Here is a 23,528-nt window from a genome sequence, read left to right as displayed (position 1 = left end):
GTAAATAATTCTGTGTAACTGCCCGCTTAGAACTGCTCCGGCATTCTGTCCGGGAATTCAATCATAAAGCGATTGAGCGCGTTCTTCCAATGGTGAATGGGCATGGTCCATTTTTTCGATGCCGCCTGGATGGCCAGGTAGACGACCTTGAGGGCGGATTCATCGTTAGGGAAAACCTTGCGATTTTTGACCGCCTTGCGGATCACGCTGTTCAGTGATTCGATGGCGTTGGTCGTGTAGATCACCCGACGGATGTCATCCGGATAGTCGAACAGGGTAATCAGGTTGGGCCAGTGTCGCCGCCAGCTGGCACTGATCGACGGGAACTGATCATCCCAGCGAGCCGCAAAGGCGTCGAGCTCCTGCTCGGCTTCGGCCACCGTCAGGGAGGTGTAGATCTTTTTCAAATCCGCGGCGACCGCCTTGCGCTGTTTCCAGGCCACGAACTTCAGCGAGTTGCGCACCATGTGGACGATACACAGCTGGATTTTTGTTTTGGGGTAGACGGTATTGATCGCCTCGGGGAAGCCGGTCAGACCGTCCACGGCGGCGATAAAGATATCCCGGACACCCCGCTGCTGGAGTTCGGTCAACACGGACAACCAGAACTTAGCCCCCTCGTTCTCATTGAGCCAGAGCCCCAGCAGTTCTTTCTGGCCGTCCAGGTTGATACCCAGCGCCAGATAGATGGCCTTGTTGCTGACCCGCTTGTCCTGGCGGATCTTGATGTGGATGCAGTCCAGATAGACGATGGGATAGATCTCGTCCAGCGGTCGGCACTGCCACTGCTGCACTTCCTCAATCACCTGCGCGGTGACCTGGGAGATGAGCGTAGGGGAAACCTCGACGCCGTAGAGCTCTAGTAGCATGGCAACGATATCGCGGGTACTCATGCCCCGACTGTAGAGCGCCAGGATTTTATCGTTGAACATCGGCAGACGCGTCTGCCCCTTGGGAATAATGAGCGGCTCAAACTCGCCGTTACGGTCTCGAGGCACATCGAGGGTCAGTGCGCCCTGTTCGCCTTTGAGGGTTTTGGCGCTATACCCGTTACGGCTGTTGCCGGTGTTGTGGCCGGCTGTGGCGTGCTTGGGATAGCCGAGATGGTCAGTCATCTCGCCTTCGAGCATGGCCTCAAAGGCTTTTTGCTGAAGCTGCTGGGTCAATGCGGCAAGCTGTTCTGGCGTTTTGACTGCCTTGACCAGTTCTTCAAGCTGCGGGTCGAGATCGGTTTTGGTTTTTGTTCTTCTGCTCATGTGTCTTCTCCTTTATTATCAAGGGTATGGGACTTTGAGCAGTTACACAATTTAATTTACAGTCTCTTTGTTCCAACAGACTGACCTAACAATTTAAAAATAACTTTCTTCGATTTAAAACATAAAAGAACCCATGCAGGCAAAAAGTCATCAAACCATGTGTTCAACCAACAGTTACAATCTGGTTTTCCAATTCTATCAAGCAGATCTGTTAATACATCTCTCAATTCGCCTTCTGCTTGGCTTAAATTTATCAAACATTGCAACCCAAATATAGTCTGCACCCATAAGAGCAAATCATCCGCATTAGGGCATTCATCATTTTTTACTTTAAAAAATGCCGCTCCTTCATTTACTTCATATTTGTCTAAAATAAAATCATGGTACTCATGCCTTTTTTTTATATCAACAATACTTAATGGATCTTCAATATCTTTTTTTACTAGAGAATGCGCCTCCTGACATTGTTTTAGCACATCTCTTATGTAGTCTTCGGCGGCTTTCCACCCAATTGAAATCAACGGCCTAGTATTGAAATCGGCAACTAAATTATAATTATTTGCCTTTAATGAGCTTTTTATATTATCTAGTTCGCTGGATGTTATTAAGAAGGTTTCATTTCCTTCAGACAGCTTTTCAACACATCCATGCGGTTTCATTACCCTAATAACTTTTTTACTATCCCCTGGGTTATTCTGTGGCTGCGTCCATGATACAAACCATTCTGGCCAATCATTTGGTAGCCTCTCAGGTGGCTGATTTTTTTCATTGTTTATCAATCCAACACTTCTTAGTGCTGCTTCTAATACTACGTCCCAATTCAATGACCAAATCGCATGCCATCTTCCTTCTCGCGCCAACCTAGCAACTACACGATGTCTATATGTTGCTCCACGTATAGGGATATTCACTTTCGCAAGAAAGCTTGGATTATCTAAAACATTTATCGCTTTTGCTATTTTCTGTTTTGCTATTAAATTACTATCCCCATTTTTATCTACTAAAATTTCAAATATCGCATCTGCCCATTTATAAAGGTCTTTTTCATCATCGGTGAAATTATAGCCAGATTCACATTCTAACTCACTCTCAACCTTTTCTTGATTTTCGCTTACATACTTAGTGATCTCATTCACTATTGGCACAATTCTGTAAGACATCCCTGCGCCGATCACTAATACCGGTGATGTTCTATGATTTTCTATTTTAGTAAGTGAAGGAAAATTGTGTGGACAGCTCATTAATAACCCAATTTATTTATTACAATGCTTTAAAGACTATTTACACAAAAAGGCTCGCATCAGCGGGCCTTTTAGTTTAATTTTTCTGATAATTTATTCCATGCATCCCTGCACTCCACCCTTTGAGCCAGCTAAAGCTGTTCAAATCTATACCTGACAGATTTATCTTCACTCGCCTATCCATCCTGACACCCAATCCTTAATTCTAATTGCCTAAGGGTTTCCCCCTAGTTTTCTGGTTTAACTAGTTATCCCAATAACCCTTATAATAGTACAAAAATAAAAGGCCCGCATTAGCGGGCCTTCAATTCAGAGTATATTCCGGCCTGAGCCGGTATGACGAGCGATAACGACATGATTGCCGCGCTTCGCTCGCAATGACGGACTAAGTTTTCTGATAAACCTCCGCCCCTTTCTCGATGAACTCGGCTGATTTCTCTTCCATGCCTTTCTTCAAGGCTTCTTCTTCACTGACTCCAAGTTTAGCCGCGTAATCCCGTACATCCTGCGTAATCTTCATCGAACAGAAATTCGGCCCGCACATGCTGCAGAAATGCGCCACCTTGTGGGCCTCCTTGGGCATGGTCTCGTCGTGGAATTCGCGGGCGCGGTCGGGATCGAGCGAGAGATTGAACTGGTCCTCCCAGCGGAACTCAAAGCGCGCTTTGGACAGGGCGTTGTCGCGCACCTGAGCACCGGGGAAGCCCTTGGCCAGGTCCGAGCCGTGGGCGGCGATCTTGTAGGTGATGATGCCGTCGCGCACGTCCTGCTTGTTGGGCAGGCCGAGGTGTTCCTTGGGCGTGACGTAGCAGAGCATGGCGGTGCCGTACCAGCCGATGTTGGCGGCGCCGATGCCACTGGTGATGTGGTCGTAGGCCGGGGCGATGTCAGTGATCAGCGGGCCGAGGGTATAGAACGGGGCCTCGTAGCAGTCGGCCAGTTCCTTTTCGACGTTCTCTTTGATCTTGTGCAGCGGCACGTGGCCGGGGCCTTCGATCATCACCTGGCAGTCGTGTTCCCAGGCGCGTTTTGTCAGTTCGCCCAGGGTTTCCAGTTCGGCGAACTGGGCGGCGTCGTTGGCATCGGCGATGCAGCCGGGGCGCAGGCCGTCGCCCAGGCTGAAGCTGACGTCGTAGGCCTTCATGATCTCGCAGATCTCGTCGAAGTGGGTGTAGAGGAAACTCTCGGTGTGATGCGACAGGCACCACTTGGCCATGATCGAGCCGCCCCGGCTGACGATGCCGGTGAGACGCTCGGCGGTGAGCGGCACGTAGCGCAGCAGCACGCCGGCGTGGATGGTGAAGTAGTCCACGCCCTGTTCGGCCTGCTCGATTAATGTGTCGCGGAAGATCTCCCAGGTCAGATCCTCGGCCTTGCCGTCGACCTTCTCCAGTGCCTGGTAGATGGGCACGGTGCCGATGGGCATGGGCGCGTTGCGCAGGATCCATTCGCGGGTTTCGTGGATGTTCTTACCCGTCGATAAATCCATCAAGGTGTCGCCGCCCCAGCGGGCGGACCAGACCATCTTCTCAACTTCCTCTTCAATACTGGAAGTCACCGCCGAGTTGCCGATGTTGGTGTTGACCTTGGTGCGGAAGTTGCGGCCGATGATCATCGGCTCCAGTTCCGGGTGGTTGATGTTGGCCGGGATGATGGCGCGGCCGCGGGCGACTTCATCCCTGACAAATTCAGGCGTGATCTCGTCCGGGATGCTGGCACCGAAGGATTCCCCCTGATGCTGGCGCAGCAGTCTGGCGTAACGGGGATCGTTGCGCATCGCCTGCAGTTTGTTGTTCTCGCGGATGGCGATGTATTCCATCTCCGGGGTGATGATGCCCTGCTTGGCGTAGTGCATCTGACTCACGTTCTTGCCCGCTTTGGCGCGGCGCGGCTGGCGGATGTGCTCGAAACGCAGGTGGGCCAGCTCGGGATCGTCCTGGCGGGCGCGGCCATATTCCGAGGTGGGGCCGTCGAGCAGCTCGGTGTCGTCGCGCTCGGCGATCCACCGGGCGCGCACGTCCGGCAGGCCCTTGCGCAGGTCGATGCTCACCTGCGGATCGGTGTAGGGGCCGGAGGTGTCATAGATATAAATAGGTAGGTTGTGTTCCTCTCCCTGCTCGGTATGGGTCGGGGTGCACTCGACCTCGCGCAGGGGCACGCGGATGTCATCGCGCGAGCCGGTGACGTAAGTCTTTTTGGAACTGGGAAACGGCCGGGTAACGTCGTCGGACAGTTTGGCCGTCTTCTGGATAAATTCTTCGGGGATAGCGCTCATGGTATTTGCCTCATAGCTGAATTCCACGACCGCACACGATAGGGGGACTGCTTGTGTGACTCCGCCTTGCCTACGCCAGTACTACCTGGATCAGGTTCGGAATATTTCACAGGGTATGTCTCAGCCGTATTTCGATCCCCTCACCCTTTACCCTCTCCCTGAGGGAGAGGGGAAGTCGGTAAGAGGCCGTTTTACTCGGCACCCCCGGCGGTCTCTGTACAAGTTAATTAATAAGGTAGGGATTTGCAATACCACAGAAGACAGGGACGAGGGCCGGAGGGACGAGTGACGAGGAAAAGCGGTTATGTGCCCGGATTAGAGATTTGGGCTTCCTCGTCCCTCGTCCCCTGGTCCTTGGTCCTCGCTCGTTCTCTGATGCAGCGCATGAGAGAACGAAGCGTTCGGGTTATTCCGCGGTTTCGGGGATTTCGCCACGCTGGAGGAACCGGACGGTGTGAGCGATTACTGCGGGATCGCGCAGGATGCGGCGGTGGCCGAGGCCGTCGGTGCGCAGCAGGTGGCTGCCGGGCCAGGCCTGCTGGAGGATTTCGGCCTGGCCGGGGGTGACTTCGCGGTCGTCGTTGTCGTGGATGAGCAGCGCGGGGATGTTGTCGAGCAGCTCCACGTTCGCCTCGGGGGAGAGCTGCTCCCAGACATCCGCCCCGAAGCGGGCCATGACCCGCGCCTCGAAGGCATCGCGGGCGCGCAGCGGCAGGCGCAGCAACTCGCAGAAGCTGTTGAACAGGTAGGGCATGCGCCCCGGCGGGCTGATCCCGATGACCCGCCGGGCGTAGACACCCAGATGACGCAGGGCATAGGCGGTGACCGCCACGCCGAAGGAGTGGGCGATGATCCCCTCGAACGGCCCGAAGCGGACCGAGACCGAGCGCAGGGCGTGGGCGATCTCGATCAGATCGGTGCGTTTGCCGGGGCTGAGGCCGTGGGCCGGGGCGTCGAAGGCGATGACCTGATAGCCGGCCTGCAACAAGGGTTCGATAAACGCACTCAGCTGGGTGGCGCGGCCGTTCCAGCCGTGCATCAGCAGTACCCGCGGGCCCTTGTGGCCCCAGCGATAGAGCGCCACCATGCCGTTATCCAGCGAGGCGACGTATTCCCGCCGGGCGACATTGAGCCAGACCCGCTCGCGCGGCGGCCGGCGAAAGCGGTACGGCGCAAACCAGCGCCGGCAGGCCAGCTCGCCCGCCAGCGACGGCGCCACGCTGCCGAGCAACGCCAGCCAGACGGCCAGGACCCGGACGCCGGTGACATGCAGCCTGGGTGTGCGCGTAATGACCATAAGCTTCTCCCCACTGTCCCCCGCGCGCCCGGCGGGGAGTCTAAATATAGTCCACGCACCGGCGCTCTGCAGGTATAAACAGCCTTTATGGGTAAGCGCCCGATTTTGAAGGGGTTTGGCCGCCCGGCGGCTTGCGGGGGCGGGGGAAAGACCGTAATCTTGGGCCCCTGACAATAATCATAACAACCGTGCCGTGCGAGGGAGTCCCATGACGGAGATGAATTTCGAGCAAGCCCGTCTGAACATGATTGAACAGCAGATCCGGCCCTGGGAAGTGCTGGATCAGCAGGTGCTGGATTTGCTGGTGGAGGTGCCGCGCGAGGACTTCGTCCCGCCCGAGTTTCGCAAACTCGCCTTCACCGACATGAATATTCCGCTGGGGCACGACGAGGTGATGATGTCGCCCAAGCTGGAGGCGCGCATGCTGCAGGCGCTGGAGATTAAACCCGGGGACACCATTCTGGAAGTGGGCACCGGCAGCGGGTATGTCACCGCCCTGCTCGGCCGCCTCGGCAAGCACGTCTACAGCGTCGACATCCACGGCGATTTTGTCGAAAGCGCCCAGACCAAACTCAGCGCCCACAACATCCACAATGTCACCCTGGACGTCGGCGACGCCGCCCATGGCTGGGACATGCACGCCCCCTACGATGTGATCTGCCTCACCGGCTCCCTGCCGATCCTGCCCAAAGCCTTCATGCACCAGCTCAAGGTCGGCGGCCGCCTGTTCGCCATCGTCGGCGACCCGCCGGCCATGGACGTGATCGTGCTCACCCGCGTCGGCCAGGAAGACTGGGCCAGGGAATACATCTTCGAGACCGACCTGCGGCCGCTGAAAAACGCGGAACAACCTGAACGCTTCGTTCTCTGATGCGCTGCATCAGAGAACGAGCGAGGGCCCAGGGACGAGGGACGAGGGACGAGGAACGAGGAAACCCAAATTTCTAACCCGGCATAACCGCTTTTCCTCGTCCCTGTTTTTACAGGGGTGAAATCAAGCGACGCCGCCCGCATAATAGCGCCCATGAAAAAGTTCACGCCGCGCGATCTCAAAACCCATCTTGAACAAAGCACCGAGCCGCCTTTTTTGCTGGATGTGCGGGAACCCTGGGAGTACGAGACCTGTCATATTGACGGTTCGACGCTGGTGCCGATGGGCCGGATCCAGTCGGCGGTGGAATCATTAGACAAGAATCAGGAAACCGTCGTAATCTGCCATCATGGCATTCGCAGCCGGGCCGTCGCGATTTTTCTCGAACGGGAAGGCTTCAATAACGTGATCAATCTCGAAGGCGGCGTGGACCGCTGGGCCGACGAGGTCGATCCACAAATGCAAAAATACCGCTAATGAAACCACTACAACTTGTTACCAGTTTAAGTCTGTTGCTGTTCAGCCTGAACGCCGGCGCCGATGATCTGATGTCGATCTACGAGCAGGCCGCGAAGAACGATCCACAATACCGGGCCGCCGCAGCCGATTACCGTGCCAACCAGGAGGCCACTGCCCAGGGTCGTGCGCCGTTGCTGCCGCAGGTTAATCTGACGGCAAGGACCGGCCAAACCACCACCGATTACAACACATACGAATTTGATACCAGTCGAGAAGGAACTAGTGAGGACTACGACAGCACCAGCTACTCCCTGAGCCTCACCCAGGCGCTCTACCATCACGACTATTACGTGCAACTGCGCCAGGCCGATGCCCAGGTCGCCCGGGCCGAGGCCAACTTCCGCAATGCCCGGCAGGAACTGATGACCCGGGTGGCGCAGCGCTATTTTGCCTACCTGGGCGCCATCGATAACCTGGGCTTCGCCCGCGCCGAGCAAAAGGCGATCGAGCAGCAACTGAATCAGACCGAGCAGCGTTTTAACGTGGGGCTGACGGCCATCACCGATGTGCATGAGGCCCGGGCCCGCCGGGATCAGGCCGAGGCGCAGACCATCAGCGCGGAGAACCAGCTGGCGGTGGCGCGTGAGGACCTGCGCGAGATCACCGGCATGCCCCATGAACAGATTGCCGAGCTGGACAAGAACAGTCCGCTGCTGCGCCCCGAACCGGAAGATATCGACCACTGGGTTAAAACCGCGCTGGATCACAGCTTGCTCCTGATCGCCGCGGAAAAGTCGCGTGAAATCGCCGAAGAGGAGATCAACCGGGCGCGGGCCGGCCATTACCCGACGCTCGATCTGGTGGCGGATCATACCCACAGCGATACCGACGGCGGCAGCTTTGGCGCCCGCGAAACCGAGGACACCGCCATCTCGTTGCAGTTGAACGTCCCGCTATACTCCGGCGGTCTGGTTGCGTCCCGGACCCGTGAAGCTGCGGCCCGGCATATCCAGGCCAAGGAGCAGTACATACAGCAGCGCAGGGCGATCGAACGCGAGATCCGCAGCGCCTACCTGAGCGTGATCGCCAACATCAGCCAGGTGAAGGCCTTTGCCCAGGCCCTGGAATCGAGCCGCACCGCGCTGGAAGCCACCGAAGCCGGCTTTGAAGTCGGTACCCGTACCGCGGTGGATGTGCTTAACTCACAGCGCGAGCTGTACCGGGCACAACGGGACTATGCCCAGTCCCGTTACAACTACATTCTCGAATCCTTCCGCCTCAAGCAGGCTGCCGGCATTCTCAGCGAGCAGGACATCAAACAGGTCAACGCCTGGCTGCAGTAATCCCATGCATCAACCTCCCCTGCTGTGCGACACGGCCACCAGTCAGCTGGTGCTGATCGATATCCAGGAAAAACTGGCCGCGGCCATGAAGCCGGCAGTGCGCGAACAGCTGCTGCGCAACACGGCGATTTTGAGCCAGGCGGCCGGCGCGCTGGGCATCCCCGTGGTACATACCGAACAGTACCCCAAAGGACTGGGGCCGACCGAACCGGAACTGGCCGCCCATCTGAACGACCTCGCCATCGAAAAAACCTGCTTTTCCTGTTACCGCGCCCCCGATTTTGTCGAGCAGCTGCGCGTCAATGCCCGCCGCCAGATCGTACTGGGCGGCATGGAAAGCCATGTCTGTGTTCTGCAGACCGCCACCCAGCTGCAGGAACACGGTTATCAGGTGTTCGTGGTGGAAGATGCCATCGCCTCGCGGCGCAAGACCCATCATCGCAATGCCCTGGCCCGACTGCGCCAGGCCGGCGTTTCGGTGATCATGACCGAGTCGGCCCTGTTCGAATGGCTGCGGGATGCACAGCATGCGCAGTTTCGCACGTTGTCGAAGCTGATTCGCTGATAGCCCGCGGTGATTGGGGTATGATCCCTGTCACCTACATCACCGACGCCGATCATGTCCCAATCCGACAGCCCGTTTCCCGTTCGCGATTACCTGCATCCCCGATTCTGGCCCACCTGGCTGGGACTGGGCTTGCTGCGTCTGACAGTACTGCTGCCCTATCCGGCGTTGAATTTCCTCGCTAAAGTGCTGGGCCTGCTGGGTTACGGGTTGCTGCCCTCGCGACGGCGGATCGTGCGCACCAATCTGCGCCTGGCCTTTCCGCAACTGGATAACCCGACGATCCACCGGCTGATGCGCGAGAACTTTCACTCCTCGGCCATGGCGCTGTTCGAATCGGCCCTGGCCTGGTGGGGATCGGAAAAACGGCTGAAAAGCCTCTATCGCGTCGAGGGACTGGAAAACCTGCGCGAGGCCGAGGCAAAAGGTAAAGGCGTGCTGTTGCTGGGCGGCCATTACACCACCCTGGAGATCAGCGGCCGCTTTCTGGCCTATCACGTGAACAGGCTGCGACCCACTTACAAACGCGCGCACAATCTGCTGTTCGAGGCGGTCATGGTGCATAACCGTCGCAAGATGCTCGACGGGCTGATTCGCAGCCGCGATATGCGTGACATCCTGCGCAATCTGAAACAGAAAAAAGTGGTCTGGTATGCCCCGGATCAGGACTTCGGTTACCGCGGCTCCGTGTTCGCGCCCTTCATGGGTGTGCAAACCGCCACGCTGACCCTCACCGCCCGCATGGCCAAAGCCTCCGGCGCCCCGCTGGTGCCGTTTTATTCCGAGCGTCTGCCGGGTAATCAGGGCTATCTGATCCGGGTGGGACCGGCCATCGAGGCGTTTCCCACCGGCGACGATGTCCGCGATGCGACCCTGGTCAACCAGGCGATCGAAGAACAGGTGCGCCGCACCCCGGCCCAGTACCTCTGGGGCCATCGGCGCTTCAAGACCCGTCCGCGCGGCGAACGCCAGCTCTACAAAGTACGACGGCATAAATCGATGCAGCGTTATACGGGGTTGCTGACTTTACTGAGCCTGCCGATTGTGCTGTATACCGTCTGGACCGCGCTGCGCAATCGCGACGCGCGCTATCTGATCGAGCGGCTGGGTTTGTCGGCAACGGATATCAGGGCGGACATACAACTGCATGCCGCCTCCATCGGCGAGTTCAACGCCGCGCTGCCGCTGATTCAATTGCTGCAATCAGAATATCCCGATCGGCAACTGCTGGTGAGCATGAACACGCCGAGCAGCCGGGCTCTGGCGCAAAAACGGCTCGGCGACAGCGTGCGCTACAGTTACCTGCCCATCGACTGGCAATGGGCCGTCAACCGCCACATGCAACGTGTTCAACCGACCTGTCTGCTGATCATGGAGACCGAGTTGTGGCCCAATCTGTATGAATACTGTTTTCAGCACGGGATTCGCAACATCATCATCAACGGCCGGCTCTCCCGGCGCACCATCGAAGCACCGCAGTGGATACGCCGTTGCCTGAAGCAGACCCTGCTCTATTGTTATTTTGTCCTGGCGCGCTCAGAAGAAGATCGGCAGCACTTCAAAACACTAGCGGGGCCGCGCAAAGTCAAACTGGTGGGCAATATCAAATATGCAGCGACCCCGACCCGCCATGCCGCGGGGATGGAACTGGGCCGGCCCTATGTGCTGGCCGCCTCGACTCGCGACGGTGAGGAGCACTGGATCGTCGAGAGCTGGCTGAAACTCGAGGCCCCGCGTCCGTTGCTGGTGATCGCGCCTCGCCATATACAACGGCTGAACAACATTCTGGACGATCTCAAGCCGTTCGCGTTGAATATTGCGGTGCGCAGCCGGGATGAGACGGTCACGGCCGATACCGACATCTATATCGCCGACACCTTTGGCGAGCTGGATCAGTTCATTGCCGGTGCCGACTTTGTGCTCATGGGCGGGGGCTTCAAGGCGCATGGCGGGCAGAATATTCTGGAAGCGGCCCGCGCCGGCAAGGCGGTGATCTTCGGATCCCATATGGATAACTTCCGGGCCGAGGCCCGGGATCTGCTTGCCGCCGACGGCGCCATCCAGATCAACGAGCAGAGCGAACTGTACACGGCGATCAAGACATTACTGGAAGACAGCTCACAAAGAGCCCGGATGGGCACCAGCGCACAGGCGTTTATCGAAGCGCATCAGGATATTGCCGAGCGTTATCTGGATGAATTGCAGCAGTTGTGTCCGGTACTGAACAGTTCCGAGGGCCGAGTAACGAGTGACGAGGTATAGGCCCAATCACTCCACGCAGGGTGGCTCAAGCCAAGTACTCAGCACTCAGCACTAAGAACTAAGAACTAAGAACTAAGAACTAAGAACTAATTTACGCCTGGTTGTAGCCTGTCAGCAGGACCTGCCAGTTTGCCTCGCTGAAGTGGAAGGTTTCGTGCGCGGCCTGGAGCTTGGTCAGGGAGCGATGCAGGCGCTGCAGATTGCGTTGCTGCCAGCGACGACGCTTGCGTTTGATCGCCCCGCGGTCGAAGTCGATAAGATAAAACTGCCCCTGTGGATCGCGCATGATGTTGTTGGCGTTGAGATCGGCGTGATAGACCCCGTGCTCATGGAAGCGCCGGATAACCGCGCCCATCGCCGCCCATTGCGCCTTGTCCAGCTCCCCCGCGACAAGCAACTGGCCGACTGTGCGTGCCCCGGTGATGCGCCGGGTCATGATGTCGGCGGTGTAGAACAAACCCTGGCGAATCACCTGTGCGGCGATTGGCCGGGGTACCGGCAGATTACTCTCAAACAGCTTCTGTAACAGACGGAGCTCTCTCCAGGCCCGGGTCGACGCCAGACCGGTCCACAAATAATGATCCGGTGACCAGCGGGCGATCAATCCGCCGCGATGATAATGACGTAACGCCAGATCGCGGCCCAGGTAGTTGACAAAAAATGTCGTACCCCGTCCTTCGGCAAACCCGACGATAGCATCCCGTTGCGCCCAGTCTGACGAGGCAAAGGAGATGTCATCGGGATCGATGAAGCTGGTGCTATCATAAAGAATGTACCGATTATCGGACTTGAGAGTGGAAAAGATCATTACAGGCTGCTGATTCCGACGCGGGTGAATTGGCCGCAGCGAAGGTTTTGCTCCTGCTGCGCAGTTACGGGGAGTCGTAAGGTTTTAGTTTGACCGGTGCCGGCTTCTTGGCTGGGTAAATTTCATTTTGTCTGCCGGCTTTAACTACCGCCGGCATTGACGCGATTTAGCATTTTACAGTCCGCTTCCCGATAAGTACCATTATATTTTATTCCTCCGACCACGCAACTATGCCCGCAACCGCCAACTGCAAGATTCTGATCGTGCGTAATGACAAGCTCGGTGACTTTATGCTGAGCCTGCCGGTATTCGCCGCCCTGAAACAGAACCTGCCACATTGCGAACTTCATGCACTGGTACCCGCCTATACCCGCGAGATAGCCGAGGCCAGCCCCTGGATTGACCGGGTTATCCTCGATCCCGGTCAGCAGGCCACCTTGTCTGACCAATGGGAGTTTGTCCGGCAGATCCGGCGCACCGACTACCAGGCATTGATTACACTATTTTCAACCACCCGGGTGGGACTGTTCGGCTGGCTCGCCGGTATTCCCGTGCGTTTCGCCCCCGCCACCAAACTCGCCCAGGTTTTTTATAATCACCGAATTACACAACGACGCTCGCGATCCCTCAAGCCGGAACATGAATACAATCTCGATCTGGCGCTCGCGTATCTTGCCAGTCAGGGGATTCATAACCCGCCAAAGCCCGGGCCGCCTTATCTGCGTTTCCCCGCGCAAGAGATCAGTTCGCTCAGACAGGCATTTGCCCGTGAACATGCCATCGATGCGGACAGGAAACTGGTCTTTGTGCATCCGGGGTCCGGCGGATCGGCCAACAATCTCGGTCCTGAACAATATGCCGAATTGATTACCCGCTTGAGCGCCAACCCGTCCCTGCACTTTGTGCTCAGTGCCGGGCCCGGCGAACAACAGGGCGTCGAGAAGGTGTCCGAACTGATCGCCAGAGTGCCCCATACACGCTATCTCTCCGATCGGGGACTGACGGACTTTGCCCGGCATCTGGCCTTCGCCGATGCCTTTATTGCCGGCTCGACCGGCCCGCTGCATCTTGCTGGTGCGCTGGACAGACCGACTGTCGGTTTTTATACGCGACGCCGCTCGGCCACGCCGTTACGCTGGCAAACCCTCAACCGTGCCGGGCGACGCCTGGCCATCACCCCGCCCGAACAGAGCGAGGCCGAGGACATGCGGGCCATCGATATCAATGCCGCGGCGAAAACGATCGGCGACTTTCTCGAGCAACTCGACGGCCCGCCTCAGCCCTGAACATCCAGCATATGCTGGCGCAATAAACGGAAGTGGCCGGCGTAATCGAAAAGCTGTGCGGCGCGCTCGCGACCGGCCTGTGCCAGGGACGCTCTTGTTTGCGGGTCGTCCTGCAAGCTGGCCAGTTGTGCGGCCAGCGCCCCGCTGTCGCCCGGCTCAAACAGCAGACCGCTGTGTCCGTGTTCGATAATTTCCGGCACCCCGCCGCTGTTGGTGCCGATCACGGCCACCCCCGCCTGCATGGCTTCGGCCAGCACCAGACCAAAGGTCTCCTCCTGCGAAGCCAGGATCACCGTATCGCAGACCTGCATCCAGCGTTGTGGCTCCTTCACAAAATCCATGAAGCGGATATAAGGATCCAGACCTGATTCCCGCACCGCCTGTTTAAGTTGTTCAAGATACGCGGGCTCCATCGGATGACCGACAATCAGTCCATAAGCCGTCTTGCCCTGGCTGTGCAGTTTTTTGATCGCCTCGATCAGCAGGTACTGGCCCTTGGTCTCTTTAATCCGGCCGAAGATCCCGGCCAGAAATGCCTGCTCCGGCACATTCAACTCCTCGCGAAGTTGTTGCTGTGTGTTCGGGTCAATCAACGTCTGCGGCGACTTGACGCCGTAGTAGAGCGTGACGATCCGGTTTTCCATTTGCGCCGGCAGGAATTTTTTCAGATCGGACTCAAGGCGTTGCGTGATGGCCAGAATCAGATCCATATTTTTGTAAATAAACCGGTGATAGCGATCCGTTTTGGGACGCGTGATCTGCATTTGCCGGGTATGCACGACTCTGGGCTTCGAGCGCGAGAGGGTCCTGGCCCAGGCGGCCAGAGGCAGGTCCTTGCCCCAATGGACATGCAGCACATCGATCCGGTGCTGATCGATGATCTTCGCCAGCTTTTTAGCCGTGATCAGCGGCAGCGGCTTGAAACCCGACTGTAACCCGACCCAGGCTAAACCTTGCTCCGCGAAAAACCCCTGCAACTTCCCCTGCGGGTCAATGACACCGAGCACCTCATCGGTCTTGTCCAGCTCGAGCGCGCAACGATACGCGTATAACTCCAGCCCACCCAGATCCGGCGAGAGGCAAAGTTCAAGCAGCCTCATTTTCCGGCCATTCGTGCTGCAAACATGTCCTCCCTGAAGAAGCCTTTATACTCTTTCATGCCCGGATTTTCCTGCAGCCACATTTTGCGGATCGCTTTTTCATCCTTTCTGTTGGCATCATCAAGCAGGATGACCGCGCCTGGATTGAGCTTGTCCCGCAGCACAGGCAAGGCGGGATAACGGGCATTTTTCTGTTCCCGCCCGACGGGGCCGTCAATAAAAAGCAAGTCGATATTGTCTTTTATCTTGCCGGGATCGATCTGGTACCACTGGTAAACATGGCCGTCAATTTCAACATCCACAAGCGGTGCATGGATCACCTCAACATAGCCCGACAGCCCGTGGTTGCGAATATTCTCTTCAGTATATTCGGCGAACTGCGCTTCATGTTCAAACGAGATCAGCTTGCCTTTGCCGTTTTTCTTCAGACAATAGGCGGATATCAATGTTGAGACACCGCTGCCAAGCTCAACAATCATCCCGGGCTTCTCATCCAGAACCAGCTCCATCAGGCCGGTTGTTTTGCGTGCCGAGAGGGTAAACGGCCCGAATTCCGGCAACAGCCTGTTCGGCTGCAAAAATGTATACATCGCGGGGACGGCCTGACTTTCACTGCGAACCTTGCCCAGTGTTTCCTTCATCTGGCGAAAGTACTTTACCTGGGCATTCAACATGACTAACAACACAAACAGCGCCACCAGTACCGGTAAAAGCAAACTGTTTGTCGCAATCGCCAGAACGGCGACTACCACCAAGATTAACAGGGACCAGAGCTCCCGCTGTCTGTTGCTACTGAGACGCATGATTTATTCCTTTTCTGTTTTCGAACTCTGGTGAATTTCCAGCAATTTGATGTACTTCATGTACCCATGAAAGGCCGTGGTTATCGCGACCGTCAAACCGTCCAGACCCTGGAAAATACCCCCCTTGAACACCAGTTTTCTGATCAGCCCGGCCGTGGCGTGAAGGAATGGGGTATACCGGTGCACTTTCACGCCGCGTTGATACATCGCCCAGGCGTCGCGGCTGCTGAGGGCATTGATCCGCTCGACCCAATGCGTGTAATTTTCATAGGTGAAATGCTCGATATGGGCATTCAGTTGACAGAGATTGTCTCCCGCCACGCTGGAGTGGGCCTTTTTGGGCAAATAGCCTGCACGGTCCTTATGATAGAGTCTGACGACCCTGTCGGGATAAAACCCCGCCGCCCGGATCCAGTGTTGACCGACATAGTTGCGACGTTTGAACGAATAGCCGTCACAACGGCTGTTGTCGAGATCGAGATTGCGGATGGCGCTTACGGCGTCCTCTTCGAGTCGTTCATCGGCGTCGATACTCAGAATCCAGCTGTTTTTGGCATAGGTGACGCCGAAGGCTTTTTGCGGCCCATCACCCAGATACTCCTGCTGATAGACTGTTGCCCCGAGACTTCGGGCGATGTCGACCGTATTATCGCTGCTGAGTGAATCCACCACAATGACTTCATCACAGACCTGCTGAACCGACAGAATACAATCGCGGATATTCTGCGCTTCGTTCAGGGTAATAATGGTTGCGGTAATCATCATCTTATTCTATCAAATCGGCCACATCGTCGGGCTTTATCATCTTCAGACAATGGGTATGTCCCAGCGGACAGGTTCGCTTGAAACAGGGGCTGCACGCCAGGTGCTTGTAGACGATCTGTGCTGTATCGGACAGGGGCGGCGTATAGGCCGGATCCGAAGAACCATAAATGGCGATCACTTTGGTGCCGCTGGCACAGGCGACATGCATCAGCCCCGAATCGTTGCTCACTGCCTGATCGCACAACGCCAGCAGATCCACCACATCCACCAGTTCCGTTTTACCGCACAGGTTGGTCACCCCGTCCACTTCGGCAATCTGTTCGCCCAGTTCCACTTCTTTTGCTGATCCCAGTACCCAGATCTGTTTGCCCCGCTCGACGAGACGTCTCGCCAGCTCGGTGAAATAGTCTGTCGGCCAGCGCTTGGCCGGACCGTATTCGGCGCCCGGCATCATGGCAATAACCGGTTTATCGGTATCGAGGCCGAACCGGTGCAGCAGCGTTTGCTGATTCTTCGCATCGATCTGCAGGGACGGCCCGGGGATCGCCGGCGCCTGTGTTGCGTTACCTTCGCGGCCCAGTGCGACATAGCGCTGGACCGTCTGAAACAACACGGCCTTGTCCAGCAGACGCATGTCGTTGATCGTGCCGTAACGCATTTCACCCCGATAGCCGGTGCGCCGCGGAATACGCGCAAACCACGGGACCAGCGCCGCCTTGTAGGAACGGGGCACTACAATGGCCTGATCATAGCCAATGCGCCTCAAGCTGCGGCCCAGCTTCCAGCGCCTGGCGAGCCCCAGCTCTTTGTGTTTTACCGGCAGGGCAATACCCTGATTGACCTCGGGCATACGGGCTAACAGGGGCAGCGACCACGCCGGCGCGACCACGTCGATCAGCGGATTGTTGCGGGTCTGCTTCAGGGTCATGAACAGGCTCTGGGCCATGACCATGTCGCCGACCCAGGCCGGCCCGATGACCAGAATGTGCGGGGTGGAATCTGTCACAGGCCTTTTTCGTGCAATCGCTCGAGCACCTGGTGGGTGATCTCGACGTTCTGGCACAAATGTTCCGGGTTGATGGTGCCGACGATCATGCTGCTGACGCCGGCATGGCTGAAGACATGTTCGAACGCCTTCTCCACGCCGTGACCGCCCGCGGACTTGTCGGCATGCCCGCTTTGCAAGCCTTTTTTCACCACCACCCCCTTGTCCAGCTCATGGGCGCGGGCAATCACCGGCAGATCATGATCATCGGCCAGATTCAGGGTGGCCATGACCACATCGCAATGCTCCACGATCCAGCGCCCGCCTTCGGCGGTCTTGGTGGACATGCCATAGGATCGAATCAGGCCCGCCTGCTTCAGCCTGTCCAGCTCGGCCAGGGCGTCCTGATTGTGAATAATATCCATGTCGTTGCCATCGGAATGGACCAGCACGATATCCAGGCTGTCGCGTTCCAGTCGTTGCAGGCTGCGCTCCACGCTCATGCGGGTATGCGCGGCGGAAAAGTCGAAGCGCGAGACGCCGTTTTCAAAAATCTCGCCAACCTTGGTCATGATGACCCAGTCATGTTTATCCGGCAGCAAGGCGCCCAGCCGCTGCTCACTGTTGCCGTAGGCCGGGGCGGTATCGATAAAGTTGATCCCCAGCTCGCGGGTCAGGGCGAGAATGTCGCGCACCTGCCCGTCATCCGGAATGGTAAAGCCGCCGGGGTACTTGACCGCCTGATCGCGACCGAGCTTGACCGTCCCCAGGCCCAGCACACTGATAGCGATGCCGGTTGAGCCTAGTGCCCTGATTTCCATCGCTCCTCCTCTTGCCATGGCAGCACCGCATAAGGGGGCTGTGGCCAGGGCGGCAGCGGTGACTGCCCGCGCGGCGCGATCCCCCCTGATTCCAGGGCATCGAGCACTGCCGCCGTCAGCACCGGCGCCAGGGCCAGCTTGGTCGGCCATATCGTCACTATCGCATCCTGTTCGTGCACAAAGACATTGTCCGGTCGTTTACCGCCCGGCTGGCGGGGCTCCGCGCGATCGATATCCAGGGTCGCCCATTCGCTGCGGGAGAAATCCACCCACGGCAACAGCGCCTGCAGCTCTTTACGGGCCGCCACGATCTGGTCGGAATCGCTGCGTCCAACGCCCTGCTCCGCCAGTTGGCCGCCCAGATACCAGACAACCTCGCCGTGCGCATCGCGATGGCTGGTGATGGTCAGGCGCGGATTAACGTTGGCATCCACGCAATGGGCAAACAGCGGTTGCGGCAGACCGCCGCGCAGCATCACCATTTTCAGCGCTCGACGTTGCATGGCGGGTTGGGTATAGCCGGCCTGTTGCAGCAACCCGGCATTCCCCTCGCCCGCGCCCAGCACAATCCGTTGCGCACGCAGCTGCCAGTTGGCCCCATCGACCGTCGTAAACCGCAGCGCGCCCGATTCCCGATCGAATTTCAGCGAGGCCGGATCGACATGCACCAGCGCGGCGCGATGCGGCCCGGCCAGCGCGCGGATCACGCTCAGGGTATCCAGCACCGGCTCATCCAGCCGGTAGACCTGTCCCCTGAACGCCCGGTCCTGAAACAGCACCGGCCATTGCGCCCTGTTCAGCCCCCGGGTCCGACTTTGCATCACGCGACTGGCGAAAAACCCGGCCAGCCGGGAAGTCAGGGAGGCACTCGACCACAGATACTGGTGTTGCGAGAGGACCTGTGCCTGACCCAGATCGACTTCGCCGGCGCCGTGCAAACAGTCGCGCCAGATTTGCGGCATGCGGGCAACGGCGCGGGAGGAGTCGGTCAATTTACCGCGCAGGGCATACTTGGTGCCGCCGTGAATAATGCCCTGGGCGTACCGGGTCTGCCCGGCCCCCAGGGCACGACTTTCCAGAAGGACGGCCTGATAGCCCTGCTGGCGCAGGCGCGCCAGCAACCACAACCCGGCAATACCGCCGCCGATCACGCTCACATCGACATCCAGGACCTGGCCTTGTTCGCTCATCCCTGATCCGGTTTGTTGGTCTTTTGTTCCGATTCGCGAATCGCGCCGATGATCCCCGTGGTGGAGAGCCCCTCCTCGTAGCCCAGCAGCCTGACCTCACCGCCGGCGTCGCGCACGCACTGACTGCCGGGAATGTTGTCCGGATCCGTATCCCCGCCCTTGACCAGAAGCTGGGGCAGCAGTTTGCAAATCAGTTTGGTGGGCGTGTCGTCGTAAAACGGCACTACCCAGTCGACGCACTCCAGCGCCGCCAGCATACGCATGCGCTTGTCCAGCGAGTTGACCGGCCTGTCCGCGCCCTTCAGGCGCTGCACGGATTTGTCGTCGTTGACGGCCACTACCAGTCGGTCGCCCAGCTCACGGGCCTGTTCCAGGTAAGTCACATGGCCGGCATGCAGAATGTCGAAACAGCCGTTGGTCATCACGATCGTCTCGCCGTGCTCCTTGGCCTCGTTAATCTGGCGCAACAATTCGTCCTCTTCCATGACCCCGCGCGGCAGCTCGTGTTGCTCCCGGATCGCGCGGCGGATCTCCGCCACACTCACGGTCGCCGTGCCCAGCTTGCTGACCACGATGCCGGCGGCGATGTTCGACAGCGCGGTGGCCTCGGCCAGATTGTCGCCGGCGGCCAGGGCGGCGGCCAACACTGATACCACCGTATCCCCGGCACCGGTGACATCGAACACTTCCCGGGCGTGGGTCGGCAGATGGATCGCCGCCTTCTCTTTTTGCAGCAGGGTCATACCCCGTTCGCTGCGGGTGATCAGCAGGGCCTCGAGCGCCAGCTCCTGAATCAGGCGCTGGCCTTTTTGCACCAGCTCCTCGTCAGTGCGGCAAGGGCCGACGACGCCTTCGAATTCCGACATATTGGGGGTAATCACGCTGGCCCCGCGGTATTTACCAAAATCGTGGCCCTTGGGATCGACGATCACCGGCTTGCCGGCCTCGCGGGCCTGTTGTATCAACGCTTGCATGCTCCCCAGGGTGCCCTTGCCGTAATCGGAAAGCACCACGATATCGCACTGCGCCAGCGAATCGGTATACCGCCCGAGCAGCTTGTCACTGTGCTGCGGCTCGAAGCCGTCCTCAAAATCGAGGCGAATCAGCTGTTGATGACGGCTCAGAACCCGCAGCTTGGTGATCGTCGCCAGCCCCGGCAGCCGGGTCAGGTGACAGCTGACGCCATTGGCGGTCAGGATCGTCTCCAGGCTGGCACACGCTTCATCGTCGCCGGTCAGTCCGTGCAACGCCACACCGCCGCCGAGCGAGGCGATATTAAGCGCCACGTTTCCGGCACCGCCGGCCCGCTCCTCCGACTGGCCGACCCGCACCACCGGCACCGGCGCCTCGGGCGAAATGCGCGAGGTGTCGCCATGCCAGTAGCGGTCCAGCATCAGATCGCCGACCACCAGCACCCGGGCCTGTTCAAACTGGGGTAATTGAGGTTTCATCATGGGCTTGCCGGCCGGGGCCGGGAGTCACATATCCTTGAGAATATAAATGGCGCCGCAATAGGGGCATTTGGCTTCGCCGCCCTGCTCCTCGATGGGCAGATAAACCCGCGGGTGCGAGTCCCACAGGGTCATGTTGTCCATCGGACAGTGCAGCGGCAGATCCGCACGGGTCACTTCATAGCGGCTGGCCGCATTGGCCTGCACCGGTTTACGGGTTGCCGGGGATTGCTGTTTCGCTTTCTGGGTCACTGCCTTCGCCTCCTCGCGGATTTTAATTTTATTTTACGTAGGCCAGCCAGTCTGTGTACTTGTCGACACGACCGTGGACCAGATCGAAATAGTGGCGCTGTAACTGCTCGGTCACCGGCCCCCGCACGCCCGAACCGATGTGCCGCCCGTCCAGTTCCCGGATCGGCGTAACCTCGGCCGCGCTACCGGTGAAAAAGGCCTCGTCGGCCACGTAGACCTCATCGCGGGTGATGCGCTTTTCACGCACCTCGTAACCCAGATCCCGTGCCAGGTGCAAAAGGGTATCGCGGGTGATGCCCTCCAGTGCCGAGGTCAGTTCGGGTGTATAGATCACGCCGTTGCGCACCAGAAAGAAGTTCTCGCCGCTGCCCTCTGCCACGAAACCGTCCACATCCAGCAGCAGCGCCTCGTCGTAGCCGTCGCGGACGGCCTCCTGCAGGGCCATCATCGAGTTCATGTAGTTGCCGTTGGCCTTGGCCCGGCACATGGTGACGTTGACATGGTGGCGGGTAAACGAGGAGGTGCGGATGCGAATGCCCTTCTCCATCCCCTCGGCCCCCAGATAGGAGCCCCACTCCCAGGCCGCGACGATAGTGTGGACCTGCAGGTTGTCGGCGCGCAGGCCCATGCCTTCGGCACCGTAGAAACACATCGGGCGGATATAGGCCGATTCGAGGCCGTTTTCGCGCACCACCGCCAGCTGGGCGGCGTTGAGGGTTTCCTTGTCGAAGCGGATCTTCATGTTAAGGATATGCGCGGAACGAAACAGCCGGTCGGTGTGCTCCTGCAGGCGGAAAATAGCCGTACCCTGGTCCGCCTTGTAGGCACGCAGACCCTCGAACACCCCCATGCCGTAATGCAGGGTATGGGTCAGCACATGCACCTGGGCCTCCCGCCAGGGGACCATTTCACCATCGAACCAGATGACACCGTCACGCTCGGCCATCGACATACCGCACTACTCCTCTGAAAAATCGACTCAAAGAGGGCTATTCTATGCGAAAATCGCCGCGTTGTCGTTCGCTCCGGGGCTCCGGACAACCCGAACCCGCACAGGCGCCTCCCTGCAGCAGCGGGATTCGCGTCATTCCCCGCCCGGGCCCGAGGGGGGCACGATCCGGCTCCACAAGTCTTTCCGGTCTGCCGGGCGGAGCATAAAAAATACGCAAACACCCGACGGACAAAAATGGATAAAATTTGGTGTACTCCCCGACCCGCTGTCGAACCCACATTGTCCCGCGCTGTGATACAAGTGGCGATTTCAGCCCCCAGCCGAAACCTGTTTTCCCTTATAATCGTCTCCTTAAATATTAGAGCACCCGGATTCCGGTAAGTTGATGTCAAAGAAACTCAAATTTGTGATCGCCTGCGAGGTGATTGACAACGTCCGTTTGATGCAGCCTCACGGGATGATTCCGTATACGCTCTACAAACATTACGGTTACGACGCCGAAGTTGTCACCTATAAGAACGGCGAGTACAGCTATCTGGATAATGAGCTGAAAGGCTTGAAGATTCGGTTTCTGCGTCATTTTTTTTCAAAAAAGTTCAAACCGCCCTTCTTCTGGTACCTGGCCAGAAACGCCGGAAAAATCGACGTACTGATGGTTTATAATGTTAAAAAGCGCCCTATTTATTACGGCCTCATCTACAAACTGTTTAACCCCAGGGGATTTCTTTACGTCAAGGCCGACACGGCGCTCCCGGCATTTAATTTTTACGTCGAAAATGCGTTTTTCCCTTACAAATACTACATGCGCACGCTGGGTAAACTCTTTTTGAAAAAATGCAACGCGGTTTCCTTTGAAAGCAGCCTGCCTTATCAACACAACAAACAGGTGAGCGAAGACAAGAAATTGCTCATCCCCTGTGGCTTCGACCCTGACATTGTCAAAGGCCTGTCAGTTCAGGAAAGAACGTTTGCGGAAAAAGAAAATATCGTTCTTCACGTTGCCCGAATGGGCAGTCACCAGAAAAATACCGAGCATCTCGTTCGCAGCATTGCAAAAATGCAGCTCCCCGATGACTGGCGGTTTATCTTTATCGGTTCACAAACAAACGGCTTCCACCACTTTCGCGAAGCGTTTGTACGCGAACATCCCGAACTGGAAGAGCGCATGGAATTTCACGAACATATCCAGTCCAAGGCAGAACTCTATAACTTTTACAGTCGTGCCAGAATATTCTGCCTGCCTTCGCGTATCGAATCTTTTGGCAATGTACTGGTTGAAGCACTCTATTTTGGCAATGCCATTGCAGCCACGGAAACCATCCCTTCGGTACAGGATCTGGTAGATGAAGGGAGAAACGGCGTCATGTTCAGCATTAAAAACGACAATGATCTCGCCCAAAAGCTAGAACAGCTAATGCAAGACTCCGAGAAGCTCGAGTCAATGTCAGTTTGTGCCAGAGACTATGCTGAAAAACACCTGAACTGGAAAAATGCTCTGCAGCCCCTGCATGAGAAAATTCAGCGTCACTATGCTCATATAAATTGA

At 57.7% G+C, this 23,528-nt stretch carries 21 protein-coding genes and 1 riboswitch; of the genes, 7 read left to right on the top strand and 14 right to left on the bottom strand.

The window, feature by feature from the left end; genetic code table 11:
• Positions 1-26: 26 nt before the first annotated feature.
• The 4 genes from U5J94_RS01500 to U5J94_RS01485 all read right to left on the bottom strand — a co-directional run bounded on the left by U5J94_RS01500 (position 27) and on the right by U5J94_RS01485 (position 6,069).
• On the bottom strand, positions 27-1,256 hold the full coding sequence (locus tag U5J94_RS01500; RefSeq protein WP_322563789.1) for an IS256 family transposase: 1,230 nt from the start codon (positions 1,254-1,256) through the stop codon (positions 27-29).
• Positions 1,257-1,312: 56 nt separating this feature from the next.
• Entirely contained in the window at positions 1,313-2,392 is a 1,080-nt protein-coding gene (locus tag U5J94_RS01495) for an SIR2 family protein (RefSeq protein WP_322563885.1), read from the bottom strand.
• Between the two features lie 490 nt (positions 2,393-2,882).
• Positions 2,883-4,772, bottom strand: coding sequence for a phosphomethylpyrimidine synthase ThiC (gene thiC, locus U5J94_RS01490; RefSeq protein WP_322563884.1), 1,890 nt, complete (start codon positions 4,770-4,772; stop codon positions 2,883-2,885).
• Positions 4,773-4,821: 49 nt separating this feature from the next.
• A riboswitch (TPP riboswitch) is annotated at positions 4,822-4,988 on the bottom strand.
• A gap of 190 nt (positions 4,989-5,178) precedes the next feature.
• Positions 5,179-6,069, bottom strand: coding sequence for an alpha/beta fold hydrolase (locus U5J94_RS01485; RefSeq protein ID WP_322563883.1), 891 nt, complete (start codon positions 6,067-6,069; stop codon positions 5,179-5,181).
• A gap of 217 nt (positions 6,070-6,286) precedes the next feature.
• Here U5J94_RS01485 and U5J94_RS01480 point away from each other — a divergent pair, with 217 nt between their 5' ends.
• The 5 genes from U5J94_RS01480 to lpxL all read left to right on the top strand — a co-directional run bounded on the left by U5J94_RS01480 (position 6,287) and on the right by lpxL (position 11,569).
• Positions 6,287-6,940 carry a protein-L-isoaspartate O-methyltransferase family protein gene (locus U5J94_RS01480; RefSeq protein WP_416224143.1) on the top strand — a complete coding sequence of 218 codons (654 nt, stop codon included), beginning with the start codon at positions 6,287-6,289 and terminating at the stop codon, positions 6,938-6,940.
• A 153-nt stretch (positions 6,941-7,093) separates the two neighbouring features.
• A complete protein-coding gene (locus U5J94_RS01475) occupies positions 7,094-7,417 on the top strand; it encodes a rhodanese-like domain-containing protein (protein ID WP_322563881.1) in 324 nt (107 codons plus the stop codon).
• Entirely contained in the window at positions 7,417-8,742 is a 1,326-nt protein-coding gene (locus U5J94_RS01470) for a TolC family outer membrane protein (RefSeq protein ID WP_322563880.1), read from the top strand. The genes U5J94_RS01475 and U5J94_RS01470 overlap by 1 nt, the downstream gene beginning before the upstream one ends.
• A gap of 4 nt (positions 8,743-8,746) precedes the next feature.
• Complete coding sequence (locus U5J94_RS01465) at positions 8,747-9,307, top strand: hydrolase (protein ID WP_322563879.1); 561 nt, start codon at positions 8,747-8,749, stop codon at positions 9,305-9,307.
• A 54-nt stretch (positions 9,308-9,361) separates the two neighbouring features.
• Positions 9,362-11,569: an LpxL/LpxP family Kdo(2)-lipid IV(A) lauroyl/palmitoleoyl acyltransferase gene (lpxL, locus tag U5J94_RS01460; protein WP_322563878.1), complete on the top strand. Its 2,208-nt coding sequence runs from the start codon at positions 9,362-9,364 to the stop codon at positions 11,567-11,569.
• 91 nt (positions 11,570-11,660) lie between these two features.
• On the opposite strand, the gene U5J94_RS01455 is transcribed toward lpxL, so the two are convergent.
• Entirely contained in the window at positions 11,661-12,377 is a 717-nt protein-coding gene (locus tag U5J94_RS01455; RefSeq protein ID WP_322563877.1) for a 3-deoxy-D-manno-octulosonic acid kinase, read from the bottom strand.
• A gap of 230 nt (positions 12,378-12,607) precedes the next feature.
• Between U5J94_RS01455 and U5J94_RS01450 the strand changes: the two genes are divergently transcribed.
• Positions 12,608-13,663 carry a glycosyltransferase family 9 protein gene (locus tag U5J94_RS01450; protein WP_322563876.1) on the top strand — a complete coding sequence of 352 codons (1,056 nt, stop codon included), beginning with the start codon at positions 12,608-12,610 and terminating at the stop codon, positions 13,661-13,663.
• Here the strand turns inward: U5J94_RS01450 and U5J94_RS01445 are convergent.
• Genes U5J94_RS01445 through U5J94_RS01405 form a run of 9 tightly spaced genes read right to left on the bottom strand, consistent with a single transcriptional unit; the run spans position 13,654 to position 21,982 of the window.
• A complete protein-coding gene (locus tag U5J94_RS01445) occupies positions 13,654-14,763 on the bottom strand; it encodes a glycosyltransferase family 4 protein (protein WP_322563875.1) in 1,110 nt (369 codons plus the stop codon). The two genes, U5J94_RS01450 and U5J94_RS01445, sit on opposite strands and share 10 nt — an antisense overlap.
• Complete coding sequence (locus U5J94_RS01440; protein WP_322563874.1) at positions 14,760-15,566, bottom strand: O-methyltransferase; 807 nt, start codon at positions 15,564-15,566, stop codon at positions 14,760-14,762. Before U5J94_RS01440 ends, U5J94_RS01445 begins: the two co-directional genes overlap by 4 nt.
• A 3-nt stretch (positions 15,567-15,569) precedes the next feature.
• On the bottom strand, positions 15,570-16,331 hold the full coding sequence (locus tag U5J94_RS01435) for a glycosyltransferase family 2 protein (protein ID WP_322563873.1): 762 nt from the start codon (positions 16,329-16,331) through the stop codon (positions 15,570-15,572).
• Position 16,332: 1 nt separating this feature from the next.
• The gene (gene waaF / locus U5J94_RS01430; RefSeq protein WP_322563872.1) at positions 16,333-17,337 is read right to left on the bottom strand and encodes a lipopolysaccharide heptosyltransferase II; all 1,005 of its coding nucleotides are present in this window, start codon (positions 17,335-17,337) and stop codon (positions 16,333-16,335) included.
• Entirely contained in the window at positions 17,334-18,137 is an 804-nt protein-coding gene (locus U5J94_RS01425) for an aldo/keto reductase (protein ID WP_322563871.1), read from the bottom strand. Before U5J94_RS01425 ends, waaF begins: the two co-directional genes overlap by 4 nt.
• The gene (locus U5J94_RS01420; RefSeq protein WP_322563870.1) at positions 18,119-19,327 is read right to left on the bottom strand and encodes an FAD-dependent oxidoreductase; all 1,209 of its coding nucleotides are present in this window, start codon (positions 19,325-19,327) and stop codon (positions 18,119-18,121) included. Before U5J94_RS01420 ends, U5J94_RS01425 begins: the two co-directional genes overlap by 19 nt.
• Positions 19,324-20,778: a bifunctional D-glycero-beta-D-manno-heptose-7-phosphate kinase/D-glycero-beta-D-manno-heptose 1-phosphate adenylyltransferase HldE gene (hldE, locus tag U5J94_RS01415; RefSeq protein ID WP_416224142.1), complete on the bottom strand. Its 1,455-nt coding sequence runs from the start codon at positions 20,776-20,778 to the stop codon at positions 19,324-19,326. Before hldE ends, U5J94_RS01420 begins: the two co-directional genes overlap by 4 nt.
• 27 nt (positions 20,779-20,805) lie before the next feature.
• Positions 20,806-21,030 carry a zinc-finger domain-containing protein gene (locus tag U5J94_RS01410; protein ID WP_322563868.1) on the bottom strand — a complete coding sequence of 75 codons (225 nt, stop codon included), beginning with the start codon at positions 21,028-21,030 and terminating at the stop codon, positions 20,806-20,808.
• 28 nt (positions 21,031-21,058) lie between these two features.
• Positions 21,059-21,982: a branched-chain amino acid transaminase gene (locus U5J94_RS01405; protein ID WP_322563867.1), complete on the bottom strand. Its 924-nt coding sequence runs from the start codon at positions 21,980-21,982 to the stop codon at positions 21,059-21,061.
• 385 nt (positions 21,983-22,367) lie between these two features.
• Between U5J94_RS01405 and U5J94_RS01400 the strand changes: the two genes are divergently transcribed.
• On the top strand, positions 22,368-23,528 hold the full coding sequence (locus tag U5J94_RS01400; RefSeq protein WP_322563866.1) for a glycosyltransferase: 1,161 nt from the start codon (positions 22,368-22,370) through the stop codon (positions 23,526-23,528).

Source organism: Thiohalophilus sp., assembly GCF_034522235.1.
GTDB lineage: Bacteria > Pseudomonadota > Gammaproteobacteria > UBA6429 > Thiohalophilaceae > Thiohalophilus.
This window is presented reverse-complemented; position numbering and strand designations above follow the sequence as displayed.